Source organism: Nocardia acidivorans NBRC 108247 (assembly GCF_001625085.1).
Lineage (GTDB): Bacteria > Actinomycetota > Actinomycetes > Mycobacteriales > Mycobacteriaceae > Nocardia > Nocardia acidivorans.
Genome location: NZ_BDAW01000004.1, coordinates 1 through 19,778, shown reverse-complemented (window position 1 = coordinate 19,778; position 19,778 = coordinate 1). Strand labels below are relative to the sequence as shown.

General features: G+C 65.4%; 23 protein-coding genes. 9 read left to right on the top strand and 14 right to left on the bottom strand.

All coding sequences use genetic code 11. The annotated features are described in order from the left end of the window. Positions 1-67 precede the first annotated feature (67 nt). Both NA10_RS00965 and NA10_RS00960 read right to left on the bottom strand, forming a co-directional pair. Positions 68-1,351 (bottom strand): thymidine phosphorylase, encoded by a 1,284-nt coding sequence (locus NA10_RS00965; protein ID WP_218021420.1) that lies wholly within the window; start codon positions 1,349-1,351, stop codon positions 68-70. A 77-nt stretch (positions 1,352-1,428) separates the two neighbouring features. Beyond that, on the bottom strand, positions 1,429-1,830 hold the full coding sequence (locus NA10_RS00960; RefSeq protein ID WP_067562036.1) for a cytidine deaminase: 402 nt from the start codon (positions 1,828-1,830) through the stop codon (positions 1,429-1,431). 300 nt (positions 1,831-2,130) lie between these two features. On the opposite strand from NA10_RS00960, the gene sdhC reads away from it, so the two are divergent. The 4 genes from sdhC to NA10_RS00940 are packed head-to-tail and all read left to right on the top strand — an operon-like array spanning position 2,131 to position 5,553. Next, positions 2,131-2,523 (top strand): succinate dehydrogenase, cytochrome b556 subunit, encoded by a 393-nt coding sequence (sdhC, locus tag NA10_RS00955; RefSeq protein WP_084514191.1) that lies wholly within the window; start codon positions 2,131-2,133, stop codon positions 2,521-2,523. Positions 2,524-2,533: 10 nt separating this feature from the next. After that, positions 2,534-2,965, top strand: a complete 432-nt coding sequence (locus NA10_RS00950; protein ID WP_067562030.1) for a succinate dehydrogenase hydrophobic membrane anchor subunit — start codon at positions 2,534-2,536, stop codon at positions 2,963-2,965. Between the two features lie 15 nt (positions 2,966-2,980). Further along, positions 2,981-4,780 (top strand): succinate dehydrogenase flavoprotein subunit, encoded by a 1,800-nt coding sequence (gene sdhA / locus NA10_RS00945; RefSeq protein ID WP_084514190.1) that lies wholly within the window; start codon positions 2,981-2,983, stop codon positions 4,778-4,780. Continuing rightward, positions 4,780-5,553 (top strand): succinate dehydrogenase iron-sulfur subunit, encoded by a 774-nt coding sequence (locus NA10_RS00940; protein ID WP_067562025.1) that lies wholly within the window; start codon positions 4,780-4,782, stop codon positions 5,551-5,553. Before sdhA ends, NA10_RS00940 begins: the two co-directional genes overlap by 1 nt. A 108-nt stretch (positions 5,554-5,661) precedes the next feature. Here the strand turns inward: NA10_RS00940 and NA10_RS00935 are convergent, their stop codons facing one another. Then, positions 5,662-6,267 (bottom strand): PadR family transcriptional regulator, encoded by a 606-nt coding sequence (locus NA10_RS00935; RefSeq protein ID WP_067562022.1) that lies wholly within the window; start codon positions 6,265-6,267, stop codon positions 5,662-5,664. 126 nt (positions 6,268-6,393) lie between these two features. On the opposite strand from NA10_RS00935, the gene NA10_RS00930 reads away from it, so the two are divergent. Then, positions 6,394-6,849: a hypothetical protein gene (locus NA10_RS00930; protein ID WP_067562019.1), complete on the top strand. Its 456-nt coding sequence runs from the start codon at positions 6,394-6,396 to the stop codon at positions 6,847-6,849. A 128-nt stretch (positions 6,850-6,977) separates the two neighbouring features. Beyond that, entirely contained in the window at positions 6,978-7,865 is an 888-nt protein-coding gene (locus NA10_RS00925) for a phenylalanine 4-monooxygenase (RefSeq protein WP_067562017.1), read from the top strand. Here the strand turns inward: NA10_RS00925 and NA10_RS00920 are convergent. Further along, complete coding sequence (locus tag NA10_RS00920) at positions 7,862-8,479, bottom strand: TetR family transcriptional regulator (protein ID WP_067562014.1); 618 nt, start codon at positions 8,477-8,479, stop codon at positions 7,862-7,864. The two genes, NA10_RS00925 and NA10_RS00920, sit on opposite strands and share 4 nt — an antisense overlap. Beyond that, positions 8,469-9,983, bottom strand: a complete 1,515-nt coding sequence (locus NA10_RS00915) for an MFS transporter (RefSeq protein ID WP_067562011.1) — start codon at positions 9,981-9,983, stop codon at positions 8,469-8,471. Before NA10_RS00915 ends, NA10_RS00920 begins: the two co-directional genes overlap by 11 nt. A 150-nt stretch (positions 9,984-10,133) precedes the next feature. Here NA10_RS00915 and NA10_RS00910 point away from each other — a divergent pair, with 150 nt between their 5' ends. Next, entirely contained in the window at positions 10,134-11,465 is a 1,332-nt protein-coding gene (locus NA10_RS00910; protein ID WP_084514189.1) for a D-alanyl-D-alanine carboxypeptidase family protein, read from the top strand. 13 nt (positions 11,466-11,478) lie between these two features. Here the strand turns inward: NA10_RS00910 and yhjD are convergent, their stop codons facing one another. The 3 genes from yhjD to NA10_RS00895 form a co-directional block, all read right to left on the bottom strand. Then, positions 11,479-12,498, bottom strand: coding sequence for an inner membrane protein YhjD (gene yhjD / locus NA10_RS00905; protein WP_373862320.1), 1,020 nt, complete (start codon positions 12,496-12,498; stop codon positions 11,479-11,481). 209 nt (positions 12,499-12,707) lie between these two features. Then, positions 12,708-13,739: a tryptophan--tRNA ligase gene (gene trpS, locus NA10_RS00900; RefSeq protein WP_067562009.1), complete on the bottom strand. Its 1,032-nt coding sequence runs from the start codon at positions 13,737-13,739 to the stop codon at positions 12,708-12,710. Positions 13,740-13,781: 42 nt separating this feature from the next. Then, positions 13,782-14,714 carry an oxygenase MpaB family protein gene (locus NA10_RS00895; RefSeq protein ID WP_067562006.1) on the bottom strand — a complete coding sequence of 311 codons (933 nt, stop codon included), beginning with the start codon at positions 14,712-14,714 and terminating at the stop codon, positions 13,782-13,784. 114 nt (positions 14,715-14,828) lie between these two features. Between NA10_RS00895 and NA10_RS00890 the strand changes: the two genes are divergently transcribed. Then, positions 14,829-15,467: a TetR/AcrR family transcriptional regulator gene (locus NA10_RS00890; protein ID WP_067562003.1), complete on the top strand. Its 639-nt coding sequence runs from the start codon at positions 14,829-14,831 to the stop codon at positions 15,465-15,467. A gap of 54 nt (positions 15,468-15,521) precedes the next feature. On the opposite strand, the gene NA10_RS00885 is transcribed toward NA10_RS00890, so the two are convergent. The 5 genes from NA10_RS00885 to NA10_RS00865 form a co-directional block, all read right to left on the bottom strand. After that, complete coding sequence (locus NA10_RS00885; RefSeq protein ID WP_067562001.1) at positions 15,522-16,046, bottom strand: barstar family protein; 525 nt, start codon at positions 16,044-16,046, stop codon at positions 15,522-15,524. Next, positions 16,046-16,543 carry a guanyl-specific ribonuclease gene (locus NA10_RS00880; RefSeq protein WP_067561998.1) on the bottom strand — a complete coding sequence of 166 codons (498 nt, stop codon included), beginning with the start codon at positions 16,541-16,543 and terminating at the stop codon, positions 16,046-16,048. The genes NA10_RS00885 and NA10_RS00880 overlap by 1 nt, the downstream gene beginning before the upstream one ends. Before the next feature lie 151 nt (positions 16,544-16,694). Beyond that, positions 16,695-17,534 (bottom strand): helix-turn-helix domain-containing protein, encoded by an 840-nt coding sequence (locus NA10_RS00875; RefSeq protein ID WP_084514188.1) that lies wholly within the window; start codon positions 17,532-17,534, stop codon positions 16,695-16,697. Continuing rightward, a complete protein-coding gene (locus tag NA10_RS00870; protein ID WP_067561996.1) occupies positions 17,531-18,037 on the bottom strand; it encodes a DUF6879 family protein in 507 nt (168 codons plus the stop codon). The genes NA10_RS00875 and NA10_RS00870 overlap by 4 nt, the downstream gene beginning before the upstream one ends. Beyond that, positions 18,015-18,344: a hypothetical protein gene (locus NA10_RS00865; RefSeq protein WP_067562067.1), complete on the bottom strand. Its 330-nt coding sequence runs from the start codon at positions 18,342-18,344 to the stop codon at positions 18,015-18,017. The genes NA10_RS00870 and NA10_RS00865 overlap by 23 nt, the downstream gene beginning before the upstream one ends. A gap of 209 nt (positions 18,345-18,553) precedes the next feature. Here NA10_RS00865 and NA10_RS00860 point away from each other — a divergent pair, with 209 nt between their 5' ends. Continuing rightward, positions 18,554-18,973 (top strand): hypothetical protein, encoded by a 420-nt coding sequence (locus tag NA10_RS00860; RefSeq protein WP_067561993.1) that lies wholly within the window; start codon positions 18,554-18,556, stop codon positions 18,971-18,973. 18 nt (positions 18,974-18,991) lie between these two features. Here the strand turns inward: NA10_RS00860 and NA10_RS00855 are convergent. Next, a partial coding sequence (locus NA10_RS00855; protein WP_067561990.1) for an exodeoxyribonuclease III occupies positions 18,992-19,778 on the bottom strand: 787 nt, incomplete at its 5' end.

The window sequence follows — 19,778 nt, the reverse complement described above, 5'->3', positions numbered from 1 at the left end:
ACCGATGACGGGAAGTACGCGCACCGACCGACGACCGGGGGAATGCGCACGAGCCATCGAGGCGGGGTCAGGGGGCGATTCGGTCGAGGATCAGCGGGGTCTGCGGGATGGGGCCGTCGCCGATGGTGAAGGCGGGGCGGAGGGTTTCCAGTGCGATGGGGATGGCTTCGGGGGTGTCGGTGTGCAGGGTCAGCAGGGGTTGGCCCGCGGTGACGGGATCGCCCGGTTTGGCGTGCATTTCGATGCCCGCGCCCGCCTGGACCGAATCTCCTTGGCGGGCACGGCCCGCGCCCAATTGCCAGGTGGCGATGCCGATGTCGAGGGCGTCGAGGCGGGTGAGGACGCCCGAGGCCGGGGCGACGAGGGTTTCGGAGTGGCGGGCGCGCGGCAGGGGGGCGTCCGGATCGCCGCCCTGGGCGGTGATCATGGCGCGCCAGTGGTCCATGGCGCGGCCGTCGGCGAGGGCGTCGGCCGGATCGATACCGTCGATTCCGGCCTGTACCAGCATTTCCCGGGCCAGGGCGAGGGTCAGTTCGATCACGTCGGCGGGGCCGCCGCCCGCCAGCACCTCCAGGGATTCGGCCACCTCCAGGGCGTTTCCGGCGGTGCGGCCGAGGGGGGTGTGCATGGCGGTGAGCAGCGCCACGGTGCGCACGCCCGCGTCGGTGCCGAGTTCGACCATGGCGGTGGCCAATTCGCGGGCCTGGTCCAGGTGTTTCAGGAACGCGCCGCGCCCCACCTTCACGTCCAGGACGAGCGCGCCGGTGCCCTCGGCGATCTTCTTGCTCATGATGGAGCTGGCGATCAGGGGGATGGATTCGACGGTTCCGGTCACATCACGCAGGGCATAGAGGCGTTTGTCCGCGGGCGCGAGATCGGCCCCGGCGGCGCAGACCACCGCGCCGATGGCCGGATCGGCGAGGATCTCCCGCATGCGGTCGACCGGGATATCGGCCTGCCAGCCGGGAATCGCCTCCAGTTTGTCCAAAGTGCCGCCGGTATGGCCCAATCCGCGCCCGGACAGCTGCGGGACCGCCGCGCCACAGGCCGCCACCAGCGGCGACAGCGGCAGGGTGATCTTGTCCCCCACGCCGCCGGTCGAATGCTTGTCGACGGTCGGCCGCGGTAGATCGCTGAAGTCCAGCCGCTTTCCGGAGTCGAGCATGGCCGCGGTCCAGCGCACGGTCTCGCGCCGGGTCATACCGCGCAGCAGAATCGCCATGGCCAGCGCGGACATCTGCTCATCCGCGACCTCGCCACGGGTGAAGGCATCCACCACCCAATCGATCTGCGCGTCGCTGAGTTCCCCGCCGTCGCGCTTGGTCGTGATCACCGAGACCGCCGAATGCACACTCATGCCCTCAACCCTGGCATCCGTATGCGCCCTCGTCATCCCGGCGCGGGCCTACTGCCCGGGATTACGGGAATCTACTGCTGTCCGGCTTCCAGGTCGCCGGGTCCGAAGGCATCGGGCAGCAACGCGCTCAGCGGGACCGGCGCACCGCTGTGATCGATGAGCGCTTCCGCCCCGCCGTGTTCGTAGAGCAGCTGCCGGCAGCGACCGCAGGGCATCAGGATTTCGCCGCGGGAATCGCAGACCGAGACCGCCCGCAATCGCCCGCCACCGGTCGAAATCAAGTTACCGACCAGTACACATTCGGCGCAGAGGCCCAATCCGTATGAGATATTTTCCACATTGCAGCCGCTCACCACGCGGCCGTCGGCGGTGAGAGCAGCGGCCCCGACGGGGAATCTGGAATAGGGCGCATAGGCATTTCGCATGACTTCAAATGCTTTGTCGCGCAGCACATTCCAAGCAATTTCCGACATATCGGACCATCCTCTCACGACCGTGGCGGGGCCGCTCCGAAAGCCACCGAACAGGGCCTCGAAAATCAGGAAAGGCAAACCTAACTCGGCATTTTCAGGGCCAACGAGCGGCACGCCGAATTAGTTCCGGCACACCCCTGGGATTAGAGTTCAGACAGATCGGTTCAGGTTCCCGACAGCGGGCCTGCAAGCACTGCCACCGGACGTCATTTCCGGCTGTGAGCTGGTGTTATCGACAGTCCGAAGGCTCCGCGCCGGATCTGACCGGGTCCATCAACGACGTTGGAGGCACCGCACTCTATGACCACGCTAGAAGCTCCGGCCAAGCCGAAGCGGACTCTGTACCGAGGCGACCCCGGCATGTGGTCCTGGGCTCTGCACCGCATCACCGGCGTGACGATCTTCTTCTTCCTGTTCGTCCACGTTCTGGATACCGCCCTGGTGCGCGTCAGCCCGGACACCTATGACCAGGCGATCGAGACCTACAAGAACCCTGTCGTCGCCCTGATGGAGATGGGTCTCGTTGTCTGCGTGCTGTTCCACGCGTTCAACGGCATCCGCGTCATCCTGGTCGACTTCTGGTCCCAGGGACCCCGCTTCCAGCGGCAGATGCTCTGGATCGTGCTCACGATCTGGATTCTCGTTGCGGGCGCCGGCATCGGCCGCCAGCTCTTCTACCTGCTGACGAATTGAGCCACTGACCATGACCGCACCTGTTCTCGGTAAGTCCTACGACCGCCCCGCCAGCCTGGACGCGCCCCGCGCTCCGCGGCGTCAGGGTGGCAACAACTTCGAGAAGTACGCGTGGCTGTTCATGCGCTTCTCCGGCCTGCTGCTGGTCGTCCTGGTCATCGGCCATATGACGATCATGCTGATGCTGGACGGCGGCGTACACCGGCTCAACTTCGCCTTCGTCGCGGGTCGCTGGGCCTCGCCGTTCTGGCAGATCTGGGATCTGACCATGCTGTGGCTGGCGCAGTTGCACGGTGGCAATGGTCTGCGGACCGTCATCGACGATTACGCGCGCAAGGACTCCACCCGCTTCTGGCTGAAGACCGCGCTGGTCATCTCCATGATTCTCGTCATGGTGACCGGCACCTACGTGATCTTCACCTTCGACCCCAACATCAGTTAGGAACAGGCCGCCCCGATGAGTGAGCGCAGCGAACGAACAAGCGCGACAGGTGAATCTCGACCTGTTCAGGAGCACCGCTACGACGTCGTCATCGTCGGAGCCGGTGGCGCGGGTATGCGCGCGGCGATCGAGTCCGGACCCCGCGTCCGCACCGCTGTCCTGACCAAGCTCTACCCGACCCGCAGCCACACCGGCGCGGCGCAGGGCGGCATGTGCGCCGCACTCGCGAATGTCGAAGAGGACAACTGGGAGTGGCACACCTTCGACACCGTCAAGGGTGGTGACTACCTGGTCGACCAGGACGCCGCGGAGATCATGGCCAAGGAGGCCATCGACGCGGTGATGGACCTCGAGAAGATGGGTCTGCCGTTCAACCGGACCCCCGAGGGCAAGATCGACCAGCGCCGCTTCGGTGGCCACACCCGCGACCACGGCAAGGCCCCCGTGCGCCGCGCCTGCTACGCCGCGGACCGCACCGGTCACATGATCCTGCAGACGCTGTACCAGAACTGCGTCAAGCACGACGTGGAGTTCTACAACGAGTTCTACGTACTCGACCTGGTCATGACCGAGACCGAGCGCGGCTCCGTCGCGACCGGCGTGGTGGCGTACGAGCTGGCCACCGGTCAGCTGCACATCTTCCACGCGAAGTCGATCATCTTCGCCACCGGTGGTTCGGGTCGTATGTACAAGACCACCTCCAATGCCCACACCCTCACCGGTGACGGTATGGCGATCGTGTTCCGCAAGGGACTTCCGCTGGAGGACATGGAGTTCCACCAGTTCCATCCGACGGGCCTCGCGGGTCTGGGCATCCTCATCTCCGAGGCGGTCCGCGGCGAGGGCGGCATTCTTCGAAACGCCTCCGGAGAGCGTTTCATGGAGCGCTACGCCCCCACCATCAAGGACCTCGCGCCGCGTGACATCGTCGCCCGTTCGATGGTGCTCGAGGTGGCCGAGGGTCGCGGCGGCGGCCCGAACAAGGATTACGTCTTCATCGACGTGACCCACCTCGGCGAGGACGTGCTCGAGGAGAAGCTCCCCGACATCACCGAATTCGCCCGCACCTACCTGGGCGTGGACCCGGTCAAGGAGCCGGTGCCGGTCATGCCGACCTGCCACTACGTCATGGGCGGCATCCCGACCCGCATTCGCGGTGAGGTGCTGCGCAACAACACCGATGTGGTGCCCGGCCTGTACGCCGCCGGTGAGTGCGCCTGCGTCTCGGTGCACGGCTCGAACCGCCTGGGCACCAACTCGCTGCTGGACATCAATGTGTTCGGTCGTCGCGCCGGTATCGCCGCGGCCGAGTACGCCCAGCGCACCGAGTTCGTCGAGATGCCGGAGAACCCGGCGCAGATGGTGCAGGACTGGCTGGCGCTGATCCTGTCCGATCACGGCAACGAGCGCGTGGCCGATATCCGCAGCGAACTGCAGGCCACCATGGATGCCAACGCGGGCGTGTTCCGCACCGAGGACACCCTCAAGCAGGTCCTCACCGATATCCACGGCTTCAAGGATCGCTACACCCGGATCACCGTGCAGGACAAGGGCATGCGCTACAACAGCGATCTGCTCGAGGCCGTCGAGCTCGGCTTCCTGCTGGAGCTGGCCGAGGTCACCGTGGTGGGTGCGCTGAACCGTAAGGAATCGCGCGGCGGCCACGCCCGCGAGGACTACCCGGACCGCGACGACACCAACTACATGCGGCACACCATGGCCTACAAGACGAGCCCGGAGCTGATCTCCGATATCCGTCTCGACTACAAGCCGGTGGTGCAGACCCGTTACGAGCCGATGGAGCGTAAGTACTGATGACTGCCACACTCGACCAGGCGGCTCCCCAGAAGCCCGCTCCGGTGCCCAACGGCTCGACCATGATCACGGTCAAGATCGCGCGCTTCAACCCGGAGAACGATCTCGGTAACCATTGGGAAGAGTTCCGCGTCCCGGTGCTGCCGACCGACCGGTTCCTGAACGTGCTGCTCTACATCAAGTCCTACCTGGACGGCACGCTCACCTTCCGTCGCTCCTGCGCACACGGCGTCTGCGGTTCGGACGCCATGCGCATCAACGGCGTGAACCGGCTGGCCTGCAAGGTCCTCATGAAGGACTTGCTACCCAAGAACGGCAAAGACCTGACCATGACGGTCGAACCGATCCGCGGCCTGCCCGTGGAGAAGGACCTCGTCGTGGATATGGAACCGTTCTTCGACGCGTTCAAGGCGGTGAAGCCGTACCTGATCACCACCGGGAACGAGCCCACCCGCGAGCGCATCCAGTCCCAGCACGACCGCGCGCGCTTCGATGACACCACCAAGTGCATCCTGTGCGCCTGCTGCACCACCTCCTGCCCGGTGTACTGGAGTGACGGCAGCTACTTCGGCCCGGCCGCGATCGTGAACGCGCACCGCTTCATCTTCGACAGCCGTGACGAGGCCGCGCGTGAGCGTCTGGACATCCTCAATGATGTCGAGGGTGTGTGGCGTTGCCGCACCACCTTCAACTGCACCGACGCGTGCCCCCGTGGCATCGAGGTCACCAAGGCGATCCAGGAAGTCAAGCGCGCCCTACTGTTCGCGCGGTAGGAAACCAACTCTCGGGACTCGCAGGGGTATCCCCCGGAAACCCCGGAAGCGGATCATGAAGGCCGCCCGCATCTTTCGATGCGGGCGGCTTTTTTTGATGCCCGGGGATCAGGGAGCGGCGAAGGCGGCCAAGGACTCCCGCGACCAGGTGAGCGTTCCCGCCTCGAGGTCCGCGACAATGCTGTGCAGCCAACGGAGTTCGGCCTCGGCGAGGGCACGCTGGTATTCGTCTTCCAGGGTGACGATTCGGGGTAGGCCGATCTGGGCGGATTGCGCTGCGTCGGAATCGATTTCGGTGATGCGGTCCTGGATGGCCCGCGCCCGGCGTTCGAGTTCGATCTTCGCCTGGTCCGGCCCGAGGAGCATCAGAAACGACAGGGCGGCGGGGAATTCGGGGAATTCGTTGCGCGGCTGCGCGACCATATCGGTGAGCCAGGCGTGGAAGGCGGCGCGGCCCGCATCGGTGATCTCGTAGACGGTGCGCTCCGGGTACTGCTGATCGCGTCCGGTCTCGCGCACCGCCACCAGTCCGGCGTCCTGCAAGCGCGCGATGGTCTTGTACAGCCCGGCCCGCTGGCCCACATTCACCACCTTGTCCTTGCCCCAGTCCTTGATGCGGCGCTGGATGGCATAGGGGTGCATCGGCTCCATATGCAGGATGCCGAGCAGCGCCAGCGCCAGGGGCGAGCGTTTGAACTGCGGCGATGCTGTCATGCCCTCATCCTACTGGGTGCCGGACCACTAGATTTTAGTGAACTAGTTTCCACGCAACTAGTTCCTGTGACACTATCGTGGAGCAGGCGAACCCAACCCGCTCCACCGGAACCGAAAGGCACGACCATGAACACCACCACCCAGATCCACACCGATCACGGCACCACCAAGCGCCTGGGCGATTGGACCGCCGAGAAACATTTCGAGGTCAAGGCCCGCTACGGCAGCGTCGTCATGGATCTGCGCTCGCCGCTCATCGAGGGCGAGGACGAGATCGTGGTGCACGCCGATCTGGACCACGCCATGGTCAAGCTGCTGGTTCCGGACGATGCGGTCATCGATCAGTCCGAACTGGAGTGGACCGGTCGCGGCCGGGTCAAAGACCTCACCCGGCAGGCCGGCGCGGCGGGCCGCGTGATCCGGCTGACCGGCACCGTCAAGAGCGGTGAATTCCGCATCCACCGCGGCGGAATCGCGATTCTGTCGGCGCTCTTCAGCCGCGAGTTCATCGAGGATGCCCGCCGGGCCAACCGCGAGGGCCGCACCCCGACCCTGGTCGATCCGGCCAACGCCCCGCGCTAATCAGGAAGACTGGCAAAACTACCGACCGAGGCCGCCTCCACTGCAATGGAGGCGGCCTCAGCTGTGCAATCTGCTCAGCTGAACGGGTGTTTGTTGTAAGGATCACAGCGCGGTGATTGCATCGAGGTATGTTCACCGAGGCTCAGCTGTACTCGCCGGTCACCCAGGGTGCCGACGGTGATGTGATGGTGCACCTGAGTGACGAGCATCCCGGCGTGCACGATCCGGAGTATCGGACTCGCCGCAATGCGATTGCCGCTCTGGCGCTGGATTACCGGCCGGGTGGGCCGGTACCGCAGATCGACTACACCGAAGAGGAGCAGGGGGTGTGGCGGATCGTCTCGGCCGAGCTGGCCCGTAAGCGGGAGCGGTATGCGAGCCGGGAGGTCATCGAGGCGGCCGAGCGACTGGGCCTGCCGGGCGATCACATTCCACAGCTCGACGAGGTTACCTCGAAGCTGTTCCCGCGCACCGGATTCCGATACGCACCCGCCGCCGGGTTGGTGCCGCTGCGCGAGTTCTTCGGTTCCTTCTCCGAGCGGATCTTCCACTCCACCCAGTACATTCGCCATCATTCGGCCCCGCTGTACACCCCGGAACCCGATGCGGTGCACGAAATCCTGGGCCACGCCAATCAATTGGCGAGTCCGCGCTTCGCCGCCATATACGAAACGGTCGGCGCGGCGGTGAATCGGCTCACCACCGATCGGGCCTTGAAATTCCTGGCCGATGTGTTCTGGTTCTCGATGGAATTCGGCGTCGTCCGTGAACACGGTGAAATCCGTTGTTACGGCGCGGGTCTGCTCTCCTCGTTCGGGGAGATCGAGGAATTCCGCGAGGCGACGTTGCGGCCCTTGGATATTCGCGAAATGGGCACCGCCGTCTACGACATCACGCACTATCAGCCGATCCTGTACTGCGCGGAGTCGATCGCCGAGATCGAGGATGTGGTGGGCGGTTTCTTCACCACCGTGGATGACGAGGTGGTGGCGGAGCTGACCGGACAACCCGTCTAGATCGGCATACCCGATTCCAGGAAATCGATCACCCGCACGATCTGCTCCTGACTGAACGGCTCGCGCCCGATCAGGGCGTACATGGCCCCGGTGAGCGCCCCGACCAGCGTCAGCACCTCGAAATCGCTCTCGTCGCGGTCCAATCGGTGCGCCACGATGCCGGACATGAGTTTGATATTGCGCTCGAATTCGCGGGCCACCGCACCGCGCAACTCCGGGACCGAGTAGACCAGCGCGACCCGCTCCTTCTCGAATTCCATGATCTCGGGGTCGATTTCGGCGAAGGCGTCGACGGTGGCATCGCGAATGGCGGCCAGGACCGGCTTGCCCTTGGGCTGGCGGTCGATGGCCTGGATCATTACCGGATCAAGGTCGTCGGCGAGCACCACCTCCTCTTTGGAGGGGAAATACCGGAAGAAGGTGCTCGGCGAGATATCGGCGGCCTCGGCGATCTGCTCGACGGTGGTCTCGGTGTAGCCCTGTTCCCGGAAAAGGCGGAACGCCTCGGTGCGAATGGTGCGCCGAGTGCGTTCCTTCTTCCGTTCCCGCAGGGTCGGCCGGGGCCGACCGGCGGGCTCCCCGGAAATCACTGCGTGGGAGGACTCAGCCGACATGAACCGATTGTGCCCCATCGAGCTCGGACTCCGGCGCGGCCGGTCGCGATCGGGTCAGGAGTACGGCCATGACGGTGGCCGCGAGGGTGATGCCCGCGCAGACCCACATCATGACGCTCATTCCGTCCAGGAAGGCGGTCTGCACATGCTCGAGCATGCCGGGCGCGCCCGTCGCGCGGGCCACGCCGACCCCGGCATTGACGCCGTCGGAGACGGGTTCGTGGTTGAGGTCGCCGAGGCTGGATCGGTACTGCGTGGCGAGCACGGTGCCGAGGATGGCGACGCCGATGGTGCCCGCGGCCTGCCGTAGCGCCTGGAGCAGTGCCGAGCCCGAGCCCGCGCGGTCGGCGCTGAGATCGCTCATGGCCAGGCCCATGGAGGCGGGCATGATGAAGCCCATCCCGATGCCGACCAGCGCCAGCGCGGCGGCCGCGAAGCCGTAGGACGCGTCCATGGTGATGAGTGCGGCCATGCCGAGTCCGGCTGTGAGGAAACCGAATCCGAGGGTCAGCACGACGCGCAGGCCGAACTTCGGGAGCAGTTTGTCCACGGTGCGGCTACCGACCAGGAGTCCGCCGATGAGCGGGAGCAGGCGCAGTCCGCTGCCGAGGGTGTCGGCGCCCAGGACCGATTGGAAATACTGCGGCATGGTGAAGAACAGGCCGAACATGGCGAAGTTGATGATGACCATATAGACGGTGCCCCAACGGAATCCGGGTGCGCTGAAGAGTTCGAGATCCACCAGCGGATGTGCGGCGCGGCGCTGCCAGCCGATGAACAGCCCGAGCAGGGCCACTCCGGCCGTGACCGCGGTCCACCCCAGCCCATTGCCCCAGCCGTCCTGGCCGAGCCGGATGAAACCGTAGGTGAGGCCGAGCATTCCGGTCGCCGACAGCACGATTCCGGGCAGGTCGATGCGAAAGACGCTGCCGCTGCGGGATTCCGGGACGAGCACGGCGACGGCGACCGCGCCGATGACGACCATCGGGACATTGATCAGGAAGACCGATCCCCACCAGAAATCCCGCAGCAGCCAGCCGCCGAGGATGGGGCCCAGCGGCAGTCCGATGGCGGTGGAGGTGATCCAAATGGTCAGCGCGCGTTGCCGTTCCGCCGGTTCGGGGAAGAGTCCGGGCAGTACCGACATGGACAGCGGCATCATGGCCGCGGCGGCGACGCCGAGTACCACGCGGGCCGCGATGAGCTGTCCCGACGACGCCGCGAAGGCGCAGGCGAGCGAGGCCGCGCCGAAGACCACCAGCGCGGCGAGCAGGATCTTCTTGCGTCCGTAGCGGTCGCCGAGCGCGCCCGCCGGGAGCATGACGGCGGCGAGGGCGAGGGTGTAGGCGCTGCTGAACCACTGCAACGCCCCGGTGTCGGCATGCAGGTCGACGGCGAGGGTGGGCAGCGCGACGGTCAGCACGGTGACATCGAGGCCGATGGTCAGCATGGCGATCGCCAGCGCGCCCAGGGCCAGCCAGCGGCGCACTCCTGATTCGTTCATGACAGTTCCAATCAGTTGAATTCAACTAGATAATGAGAGAGTCTCTTATTAGCAAGTCTCTGTCAATACTTGTCATGTCATTGTCGTGCCGCGGCGGACCGGTGACCATGTCCGACGGTTGGCCCGGTTGCGCCTTTAAGCTCGGTGGCGATGAACATCCGCAGGCATTCGCGCCATAACCCCAGTTCCGCCGGGTATCGCCGGTATCGCGTCTTCGTTCTCGCCGTCGCGGCGGCCGGGCTCACCGCGGTGACGGGGGTGTCGTACGCCCCACTACCCGATGCCGTGGCGCTACCGCCGACCACCACCACGACAACGCCGTTCACCACGCCCAATACCGACAATTGCCCGAACAAGACCACTCCCCCGGCCCCGATCGACACCTCCGAGGTGCCCGCACCGGGTGAGAGCGCACCCGCACCGCTGCCGATTCCGAATCCGCCGATCGGCGGGGACCGGATGGGCAGTTGCGGGGTGGTGTTGCCCGCGGGCGCACCCGGTCTGCCGGAGGGTATTTCGGCGACGGGCTGGGTGGTGTCGGATCTGGATACCGGCAAGGTGCTCGCCGCCAAGGATCCGCACGGCCGGTATCGGCCCGCCTCCACCATCAAGGTGCTGCTGGCCGATGTGGCCCTGCGGGTCCTGGATCTGAACAAGGTGGTGACCGGCACCCAGGAGGACGCGAACGCCGACGGCACCCGGGTCGGTATCGGCCCGGGTGGGCGCTACACCAATCGGCAGCTGTTCCAGGCCCTCATTATGGCGTCGGGAAATGATGCGGCGCATGCCATTTCGGCGCAGCTGGGCGGTGACGAGCAGACCGTGGCCAAGATGAACGATATGGCATACCGGTTGCGCGCCTTGGATACTCGCGCGGCGACGCCGTCGGGGCTGGACGGTCCGGGGATGAGCACCTCGGCGTACGACCTGTCGGTGCTGTTCCGCGATGCCATGACGCTGCCGCTGTTCGCGGAGTTGATCCACACCGAACAGGTGGATTTCCCGGGCTATCCCGCCGATCCGAAGAACACCGAGGACAAGGACCATCCGGGCTATCCGATCGGCAACGACAATCACCTGCTGTTCGAGTACGACGGTGCGCTGGGCGGTAAGACCGGTTACACCGACGATGCCCGGCAGACCTTCGTAGCCGGTGCCGAGCGCAATGGCCATCGGCTGGCGGTGACCCTGTTGAAGGCCGATGTGCTGCCGTTCCGCCCCTGGGAGCAGGCGGCGAAACTCCTGGATTACGCCTTCGCGCTGCCGTCGGGTTCGAGCGTCGGCACGCTGCCGGAGGTGAGCGCCAAATCGGTGGATTCGACCGTGGTGGTGGCGAGTCCGCCGGTGGTGGCATCCACCGAGGCGTCCGATGATTCCGGCTCCGACCATCGCGGACTGCGTAATACCCTGATCGTCGGCGGCATCATGCTGGTGCTGGTGCTGTTGGCGGGCGCGCGTCGAATGAACCGTCCCAGGCGCTGAGCGGTCCGGGTGTTCAGCGTCGGCGCAGCGCCGAAATCGCCGCTCCGGCAAGCGCACCCGCACCCACCAGGGCCGCCGCCGCGCCGGCCGTGACGCCCGGGCCCGCGCCCCGGGGTTCGATAATGGCCGGTGCCGGTGGCGGAATATCCGCCGGCACCTCGTTTTCGGTGGCGGTGGCGGCCCAGGCGGTGGCGAAGAGAATGATGCGCGCGGTGAAGTAGCTGAACACCATGAGGCCGATGATCGGGCCGAAGGTGACACCGGCCGGTCCGTTCACCACCGATCGCAGGATGATCGAGGCGAGCTGTTTGAACGCCTCGAAGACGATCGCGGCGATCAGGGCCGCCCGGGCCGCGCTGCGGAAGGTGACCGGATGCCGGGGCATGCGCGCGATGATCCAGACGAAGACCGCCCAGTTGGCGCCGATGGCCAGCAGCAGCGACAGCAGCGTCAACAGCAGTGTGATGACCGAGGATTCGCTGATCTGCCAGTGGGCCAGCAGTTTGCTGATCAATCCGCTGGAGGCCAGCACCGACAGCCCCAGCGAGATGCCGATGGCCAGGAACAGGCCGATCAATGCGAGCAGATCCGAGAGCTTGGACGTGGCCCAATTGCCCGCCTGATACGGCTGATCCCACTGTTCGGTGAGCGCGGCCCGCAGGTTTCCGATCCAGCCGAGTCCGGCGTACGCGCCCGCCGCCAGACCGATCAAGCCGACCCCGGTGCGCGAGCGCACCGCCTGGTTGATCAGGTCGTTCACCTGATTACCCGCCGAGCCCGGAATGTTCTCGACGATCTTGTCCTGAATCTCGGTGAGCAGCTGCGGATTTCGCGACAGTACGAAGCCCGCGACCGCGAAACCCACCATCAGCAGCGGGAACAGCGACAGCACGGTGAAGTACGTGATACCCGCCGCGTAGTAGTCGCCGCGCTGGCGCTGATAGCGCCCCGCGGCTCGCACCACATGGTCGAGCCAGTGCCGTTTCTGGATCTCCCGCTCGATCCACGCTTGGATCCTGCCGAACACCGCCACCTCCGCAACGCCCGGCGCGCGGTGCGGGGCCGGAGGCGGTTTGCCGTCCGGTATCGCACCCGCGCGTAACTTCTACCGGCGAACTACCTCGCGCATCCGGAAGTAAACATGTTCGCCCTGGTCAGGCATTCACTCTCGCATCCCCCGGCGTGCGCGCGGGGGAATTGCGCTGCGCGTCGGCCGAATCGCGACCTTCGCCACAGTCTCGGTCAGCGCGGGCGCGGCAGGAATCCGACGCGGTCGTAGACCTGGGCGAGGGTCTGGCTCGCGACCTCGCGGGCCCGTTCGGCGCCGGCGGCCAGGATGCGGTCCAGTTCACCCTGGTCCGACAGGTATTCATCGACCTTGGCGCGCAACGGCGTCACGAATTCGACCAGGGCGTCGGCGGTATCGGACTTCAGATCGCCGTAGCCCTTGCCCGCATAATCCTGTTCCAGGGTGACGATCGGGGTCTGGGTGAGGGAGCTGAGGATGACCAGCAGATTGCTGACGCCCGGCTTGGCCTCCGGGTCGTAGCGGATATCGCGTTCGGTATCGGTGACCGCGGAGCGGATCTTCTTGGCCGAGACCTTGGGATCGTCCAGCAGATTGAGGATGCCCGCGTCCGAGGAGGCGGATTTGCTCATCTTCGAGGTCGGATCCTGCAGATCGTAGATCTTGGCGGTGCCGGTGACGATATGCGCCTCGGGCACCACGAAGGTCTTCTTGTAGCGAGTGTTGAAGCGCTGCGCCAGGTTTCGGGTCAGCTCCATATGCTGGCGCTGATCCTCCCCGACCGGTACCAGCTGCGGGCGGTAGAGCAGGATGTCCGCGGCCATGAGCACCGGGTAGGTGAACAGGCCGACGGTCGCGTTCTCCGCGCCCTGCTTGACCGACTTGTCCTTGAACTGGGTCATTCGGCTGGCCTCGCCGAAACCGGTGAGGCAGCTCAGTACCCAGGTCAGCTCGGCATGCTCGGGCACCTGGCTCTGCACGAACAGGGTCGACTTCTTGGGGTCGACGCCGACCGCCAGCAACTGCGCCGCGGACACCTTGGTGCGCTTGCGCAGTTCCTTGGGATCCTGCGGCACGGTGATGGCGTGCAGGTCCGGGATGAAGTAGAAGGCGTCGTAGTCTTCCTGCAACCCCACCCAATACTGCACCGCGCCAAGGTAGTTCCCGAGATGGAACGAATCGCTGGTCGGCTGGATCCCGGACAGGACCCGCTGCTTGCGCTCGGCGGTGGGCTCAGGGCTCGACATGATCCGATCTTCCCACGCCGCGCGAGCGTTTATTTGCCTGGGTCAGCCCACCCGCGCCGCGTACGGGAGCGGGTCGACGCCGGGCATGCTGGAGCGTCCGGCGGCGATCAGTCGCTGTTCGCGGCGGGTGGCGAGCCGGTAGAGCGGATAACTGGGTCCGGTCAGCGAACCGCGCAGCAGTTTCGGGGCGAGCGGTGGCGAGATATGTGCGGTTCGGACGGCCTGGGCCAGGCCGCGGCAGGCGAGCTCTTCGCGCAGGCCCCATTTCAGGCCGTACATTTCGCGGATGCGCGGCGGGAGGCTGCTCTGTACGAGCAGGTTGAAGCCGCCGAGCGCCTGTTGCACCGGCACGGGCATGGGGTAGGCGATGCGCTGACCCATCAGATAGGAGCCGACCAGTTTGGCTTCCTCGGTCAGGAAGGGCTCATCGGAGGCGAGGTAGCCGTCGAAGGTGCGGCGGAAGCCCGCGTAATCGGCGGGCGCGGCCTCGCGCGGCATGCCGAAGAGTTCACCCCAGCGGCAATAGTCCTGGTAGAGGCCCTCGCGCTCACCGGGGGTGAGTTCGCGGACCAGCAGATCGTGCATGACCTCGGCGGAGTCGAAGGTGAAGGCCATGGTCATGAACATCAGCTGCGGATCGTGCGCGGAGTAGCGGGTGCCCCGCGGATTGTGGGCGCCCGCGTCCTCGGGAAGTGCGCCCCGGACCGGTGCGTGCCGCTTGGCGGTGAACTTGCGCGCGCGGTCGGCCTCCTCGCGGGTGCCGAGCGAGACGGCCTCGAAGAGCTTGCCGGTCAAGGCGAGTCGCGTGTACGGGGTGGTGCGATGCTGGGTGTTCTCCGCGGTGCCGACGTAGAGCAGCGGGTGGACGGCCCCGATCACCAGGGCGCGTTGCCCGTAGGTGAGTCCCACCGCGCGCTTGCGCATGACCCGTCTGATCATCGAATCGTCGGAGAAGTAACCGGACTGTGCAGGCATCGTTGCCTCCTGGGGCGGTGTGGCACGCGCCACGTCATCTGGAAATAGAGTCCTCCAGAATCTCAATTCTGGCAAGACCTACCACCAGAATTGCGGCCGTGCCAGAATCAACCCGTGACCGGGCAACGGACCTACGGCGGAATCTCGGCGGCCGAACGCCGCACCCAGCGCCGCACCGCCCTGCTCGACGCCGCCCTCGACATCCTCGGCAATCAGGGCCTGGACAAGCTCACCGTCTCGGCGCTGTGCGCGGGCGCGGGCCTCAACGAGCGCTACTACTACGAGAACTTCGACAGCCGTGACGCCGTGCTCTCGGCGCTGTTCGACTCCATAGCCGAGGAGTTGGCCGCCGCGCTCATCACCGCCGTCCACACCTCGCACGACACCCCGCGCGCCAAGGCGCACGCCGCCATCTCCGCGGGTATCGAACTCCTCACCGACGACCCGCGAAAAGCTCACGTGGCCTTGATCGTCAGCTCCGCCACCCCCGAATTGCGCACCCGCACGGTGCACACCACCCGGGCGTTCGCGCACCTGGTCGCGGCGGAGGGCATCGACTTCTACGGCCTCACCGAAGTCGACCCCACCCCCGAAATAAGCTTTCGCGCAACATATCTGGTGGGCGGCCTGGTACAAACCCTCACCGCCTGGTTGCAGGGCGATCTGGCCCTCACCCGCGCCGAACTGATCGATCACACCACCGACGTGTTCGTGCTGCTCGGCGAGGATCTCGCGGCGCGCCTGCGTCCCTAGCCCGAAACGCACGGTGCCCCCGGCGAATTCGCCGGGGGCGACTCGAACCTGAGGTCAGTCGGCAGCGGGCCCGGACCAGATCAACGGCACCGCGTCCAGACCGGCCGGGGCGGCGTCCTGGAGCACCACGCGGAAGGCCACGCCGCGGGCGGACCAGTGTGCGGCGCAATCGGTTACGGCCTCGGCGAACCAGTCCCGCTCGGCGGGTTGATCGGCCAGCAGCAGCGCGGCATTGCGGATGACCGCGACATAGCCGCCGGCGGGGCCGACGAAATCGTCGAGGTCGCGCAGGCATTCGTCGAAGGCGTCCTTGTTCTCGCCGAAGTAGTAGGGGAATTGGAAGGCGGCGGCGAACTCGTCGAAAACCTCGGCGACCGTACGCATTTTGCGAGCGCGGAGTTCACGGGAGAGGTAGTCGGCGGGCAATCGCGCACGCACCCCGGAGAATTCGGCCGCACCGACCGGGAGTACCCCCAGCACCGGTGTCGCGGCGGGCCGGGCGGACTCACGAGAGGACCCTGTGGTCCCGGAAACACTTGCGACGGAGAGGAACTGCGAGAGCGTCATGGCCTCGGTCATCAGCGCATCCTCGTAAAGGTGTTGTAGTGATCCCCGGTGTAATACGCCGACCCATCACTGCCGGTGATAATCCGCTCGGCATCCCGCCCCTGCCCGGCCTTCTTGGGATTGACATCCCACTCCTGATAGCTGATCTTCTTCCCACTGGAATCCTTCGCGGGCAGATCCCCACCCCGATTCATCCAGGTATCCCCACCGTGCGTCCCAGGCGCATTAGCCGACCCCGGCCACCGCCCGGCATCAATCTCCCCCAGCGTCTTATACGCCCGATCCGGCACCCCGGGCGCCGGGGTGACCTGCTGATCCACCGCCCCCGGCACGGTAGTGCGCGGCCCGGGTTTGACCGCGGTAGTGGTCTTTCCGGCCACGGTCGAGGCAACGGTCTGATTCGAGTTGGTGGTGGTGCCACCGCCGCGCGAGAGCAGTATCGCGGCCAACACCAGGACCAGCGCCCCACCTAGGACCAGCCAAGCGCGGGTTCTCTTGGAGACGTTCACCGGTCCTGCACCCCGGTACTCACCCTGCTGGCAGCGCGGCTATCAATCATGACTCACGAATCTACGTCACCGACCAGGCGGACGGCCGATAGATCATCCCTAACCAGTCGGATCAAGTCGAGGAAAGTGGTACGGGCTGACGGCTGAGCGCTCAGCTGTTATTCCTGGACTCCACCGCGGTACGGATCAGCAACCGGGCTCGGTCTCCGGTGACGGACTGGGAAGCCAGTACGTCGAACGCCCGACCGTAGAGGGCGATCTCTCTCGGCTGGGTGATTCGAATACCCGCCGAATGACCCTCGACCTTCACCAAGCGATCGTCGAACATGAAGAAGTTCTCGACTACGACCAAGCCCTTGGCCGCACGGGGAACGATGCCCAGGGTTATTCGCGGCATGCCGAGAATCGAGTACAGCCTGTCGAGTTGGCCGATCATCACCCGGTCGTCACCGAACGTCGTGTACAGCGCTTGCTCGCCCAAAAGGAAATGAAACCGCTTGCCACGCTGATACAGAATGCGCTGCCGTTCCATCCGTGCGGTGACCGCCTCATCCAGATCATTCGGAATCCGGTAGAAATCAATCACATTGGACATCACCGCGGCTGCGTAGTCAGCTGTTTGAAGTAGTCCCGAGATCATTGCCGGTTCCCAGTTGCGTACGAGCGACGCGTGGGAGGCCGCTTTGTTCGACTGCCGTTGTCGTTGCGCCATCCCGGTACGTAGCTCTTGCCTCCACTCCACATATGCCGTGTCGATGTTGTGGAGGGTCGCCAACAGGTCGACCAACTGGTCTCCGGCATCACAGTGTCGGCAGTACGCGCGGATATCCGAGTCGGATGGACGGGTGACTCCGTACTCGAGCTTGGAAATCTTGGACTCATGCCAGCCCTTGGCACGAGCAAGTTCCCGGCCGGTGATTCCCGCCCTTCGACGTATCTCACGAAGTCGCTTACCGAGAGCCTCTCGCTGCTCCTGAACCGAACTGGTCACCGTGCGTAGTCAGACAGTGGTGTAGCCAGCGCCCAGAGGCGCTCTCTGGTTCGCTGGCAGTAGGCCACCAACTCAGGGTCGGTACTGACTGCCGCCCCACCGGGTGAGCGTCCGTCCTCGCCCGCAAGGCTGAACACAACCACCCGGTTATCGATCACCCAGAAATCATCCGGCGGTACCTGTCCCGCCTCGTGCCGGGGGAGGTAACGCACATCTTCCCCCGCCTCCACGTTCATCGGAGCGATAGTGAGCGACCACCGTTGATACTCGCTGTGAGGCACGGTGATCACCCGCAGACGGCTGACGGATACGCCTCTGCCGGTGAGGGTTTGGACGAACTGATACCAGTCCTGGAACCACTCCCGGTAGTCGAACAGCTCGCCGTTCACGAACCGCTGAAACGGCTCGTCCTCGCCTGGTACGCCGTATTGGTCACGTACCTCGAGGTGGAACGCATCGTGACGCGCCTCCCGAAGCAGCTCAATCGTGGGACGGAAGTCCACCGAAGTAGTCCCTCTCCGCCTTAGGCACCTCGATAGCCGTCTCGTACGGCTCAATCTTGATCTGAGACAACGTTTCCTGGTCGCTCACCGGTTTGCCGGTGAGCGTGAACGTACCCCGGCCGGTATCGGTCAGGGGTGCGTCCAGATAGGTGTTCTTTTCGAGAAACCCCAGCAAAGCGTGTGGTATCTCCACGATTTCAGTCTGATCGGTCTTCCAAGCAACCAACACGTAGCCGTTGTCCGCAGCGAAGAGCTGCGGGCCCTCATCCTTGTTCGAGCCAATCTTGCCGAGAAAACGCAAAGTCATGATCTCGATCCTCGCCAACGAGTGTGCAGTACCGTGCAGTACGGCATCTCCATGGTCCCCCAAGAGCGCAGGCTCCGAGGCTGAACCAACAGGTTCCTGCAAGTCTCTGCAAACCAATAGCCTGGGCCGACAGTCCCTTCGTAGCGTCGATGTAGGCGCTCGCGGGGGTGATCCCCGGATCGCCTCACCACCGACGGACAGGGGCCGACGTGAGCGACAGCGAAGGACGAGACAGGGCAGTCATCTTCATCAACCGCGATGTGCTGACGAGCAAAGCCGATCTCGACTGGGCAAGGTTCTACGCCCGTCAGCGCGCTCAGGAACTGGGCCTGAGGGTTGCCGAGATCGTGGTACTCGGCAACACCGATGGATCGCATATGCAGACGCTCTACACCGTGGTCCGGCGTGTCGACGCGGCCCGCGTGATCACCCCCGATCTTGGTCATATCGGCGGGAATTCGGATCGCGTCACCGTGTTCGCGGAGCTGCACACTGTCACCCCTGCGAAGAGGTACCCCTGGCGGCTCGGACTGTCATCGACGGAACTTGCCGACGCGTTGAACCCGCACCCGGGGACTTCTCCCACTGCAAGCGCCGAAATAGCAGGGCCACAACATGATCGTGCGTGACGCGTGCAGCGGGGACGGTTAGCGGTACTGCACCGTGACCGGGGCGTGGTCGGACCAGCGCTCGGCGTAGGTGGCGGCCTTTTCGACCACGGCTTGCTTTGCGCGACCGGCGATATCGCCTCGGGCCAGCTGGTAGTCGATGCGCCATCCCGCGTCGTTGTCGAAGGCGCGGCCGCGGTAGGAGTGCCAGCTGTAGGGGCCGGGGACACCGGGGTTCAACTCGCGGACCACATCGACGTAGCCGGCGGCGAGCATTGAGGAGACCCAGGCGCGCTCTTGGGGGAGGAAGCCGGAGTTCTTGACGTTGCCCTTCCAGTTCTTGATGTCGAGTTCGGTGTGGCCGATATTCCAGTCACCGGAGATCACGAAATCGCGGTCGATACTCGTCATGCGGGCGCCGACGGCGTCGAGGAAGCGGTACTTCTCGTCTTGCATGGGGGTGTCGGCTTCGCCGGTGTGGACGTAGACCGAGGCTGCGGTGAGGTCGTCGAAGTCGGCTTCGATGTAGCGGCCGAGTTCGGCGAATTCGGCTACGGGAGTCCAGGTTTCGCCTTCGAAGGCGCCGACGCCGATGCGGACGGCGTCGGGTTCGCGGCGGGACAGGATGGCCACCCCGGCGCGGCCCTTGATCCCCGGTTCGGCATGGGACAGGAACCAGCCCGCATCCAGGGCGGGAGCCAGCACGCTACGGGTTTGCTCGTCGGTCGCTCGGGTCTCCTGCAGGCAGATGATGTCGGCCTCGGTGACCGTTAGCCAGGCGAGCAGCCCCTTGGGGGCCGCGGCGCGTATTCCATTGACGTTTACC

Bases quoted from the DNA above. Each gene is read 5' to 3' on its own strand.
- NA10_RS00960 (WP_067562036.1), bottom strand. From the start codon at position 1,830: ATGTCGGAAATTGCTTGGAATGTGCTGCGCGACAAAGCATTTGAAGTC.
- sdhC (WP_084514191.1), top strand. From the start codon at position 2,131: ATGACCACGCTAGAAGCTCCGGCCAAGCCGAAGCGGACTCTGTACCGA.
- NA10_RS00950 (WP_067562030.1), top strand. From the start codon at position 2,534: ATGACCGCACCTGTTCTCGGTAAGTCCTACGACCGCCCCGCCAGCCTG.
- sdhA (WP_084514190.1), top strand. From the start codon at position 2,981: ATGAGTGAGCGCAGCGAACGAACAAGCGCGACAGGTGAATCTCGACCT.
- NA10_RS00940 (WP_067562025.1), top strand. From the start codon at position 4,780: ATGACTGCCACACTCGACCAGGCGGCTCCCCAGAAGCCCGCTCCGGTG.
- NA10_RS00935 (WP_067562022.1), bottom strand. From the start codon at position 6,267: ATGACAGCATCGCCGCAGTTCAAACGCTCGCCCCTGGCGCTGGCGCTG.
- NA10_RS00930 (WP_067562019.1), top strand. From the start codon at position 6,394: ATGAACACCACCACCCAGATCCACACCGATCACGGCACCACCAAGCGC.
- NA10_RS00925 (WP_067562017.1), top strand. From the start codon at position 6,978: ATGTTCACCGAGGCTCAGCTGTACTCGCCGGTCACCCAGGGTGCCGAC.
- NA10_RS00920 (WP_067562014.1), bottom strand. From the start codon at position 8,479: ATGTCGGCTGAGTCCTCCCACGCAGTGATTTCCGGGGAGCCCGCCGGT.
- NA10_RS00915 (WP_067562011.1), bottom strand. From the start codon at position 9,983: ATGAACGAATCAGGAGTGCGCCGCTGGCTGGCCCTGGGCGCGCTGGCG.
- NA10_RS00910 (WP_084514189.1), top strand. From the start codon at position 10,134: ATGAACATCCGCAGGCATTCGCGCCATAACCCCAGTTCCGCCGGGTAT.
- trpS (WP_067562009.1), bottom strand. From the start codon at position 13,739: ATGTCGAGCCCTGAGCCCACCGCCGAGCGCAAGCAGCGGGTCCTGTCC.
- NA10_RS00895 (WP_067562006.1), bottom strand. From the start codon at position 14,714: ATGCCTGCACAGTCCGGTTACTTCTCCGACGATTCGATGATCAGACGG.
- NA10_RS00885 (WP_067562001.1), bottom strand. From the start codon at position 16,046: ATGACCGAGGCCATGACGCTCTCGCAGTTCCTCTCCGTCGCAAGTGTT.
- NA10_RS00865 (WP_067562067.1), bottom strand. From the start codon at position 18,344: ATGACTTTGCGTTTTCTCGGCAAGATTGGCTCGAACAAGGATGAGGGC.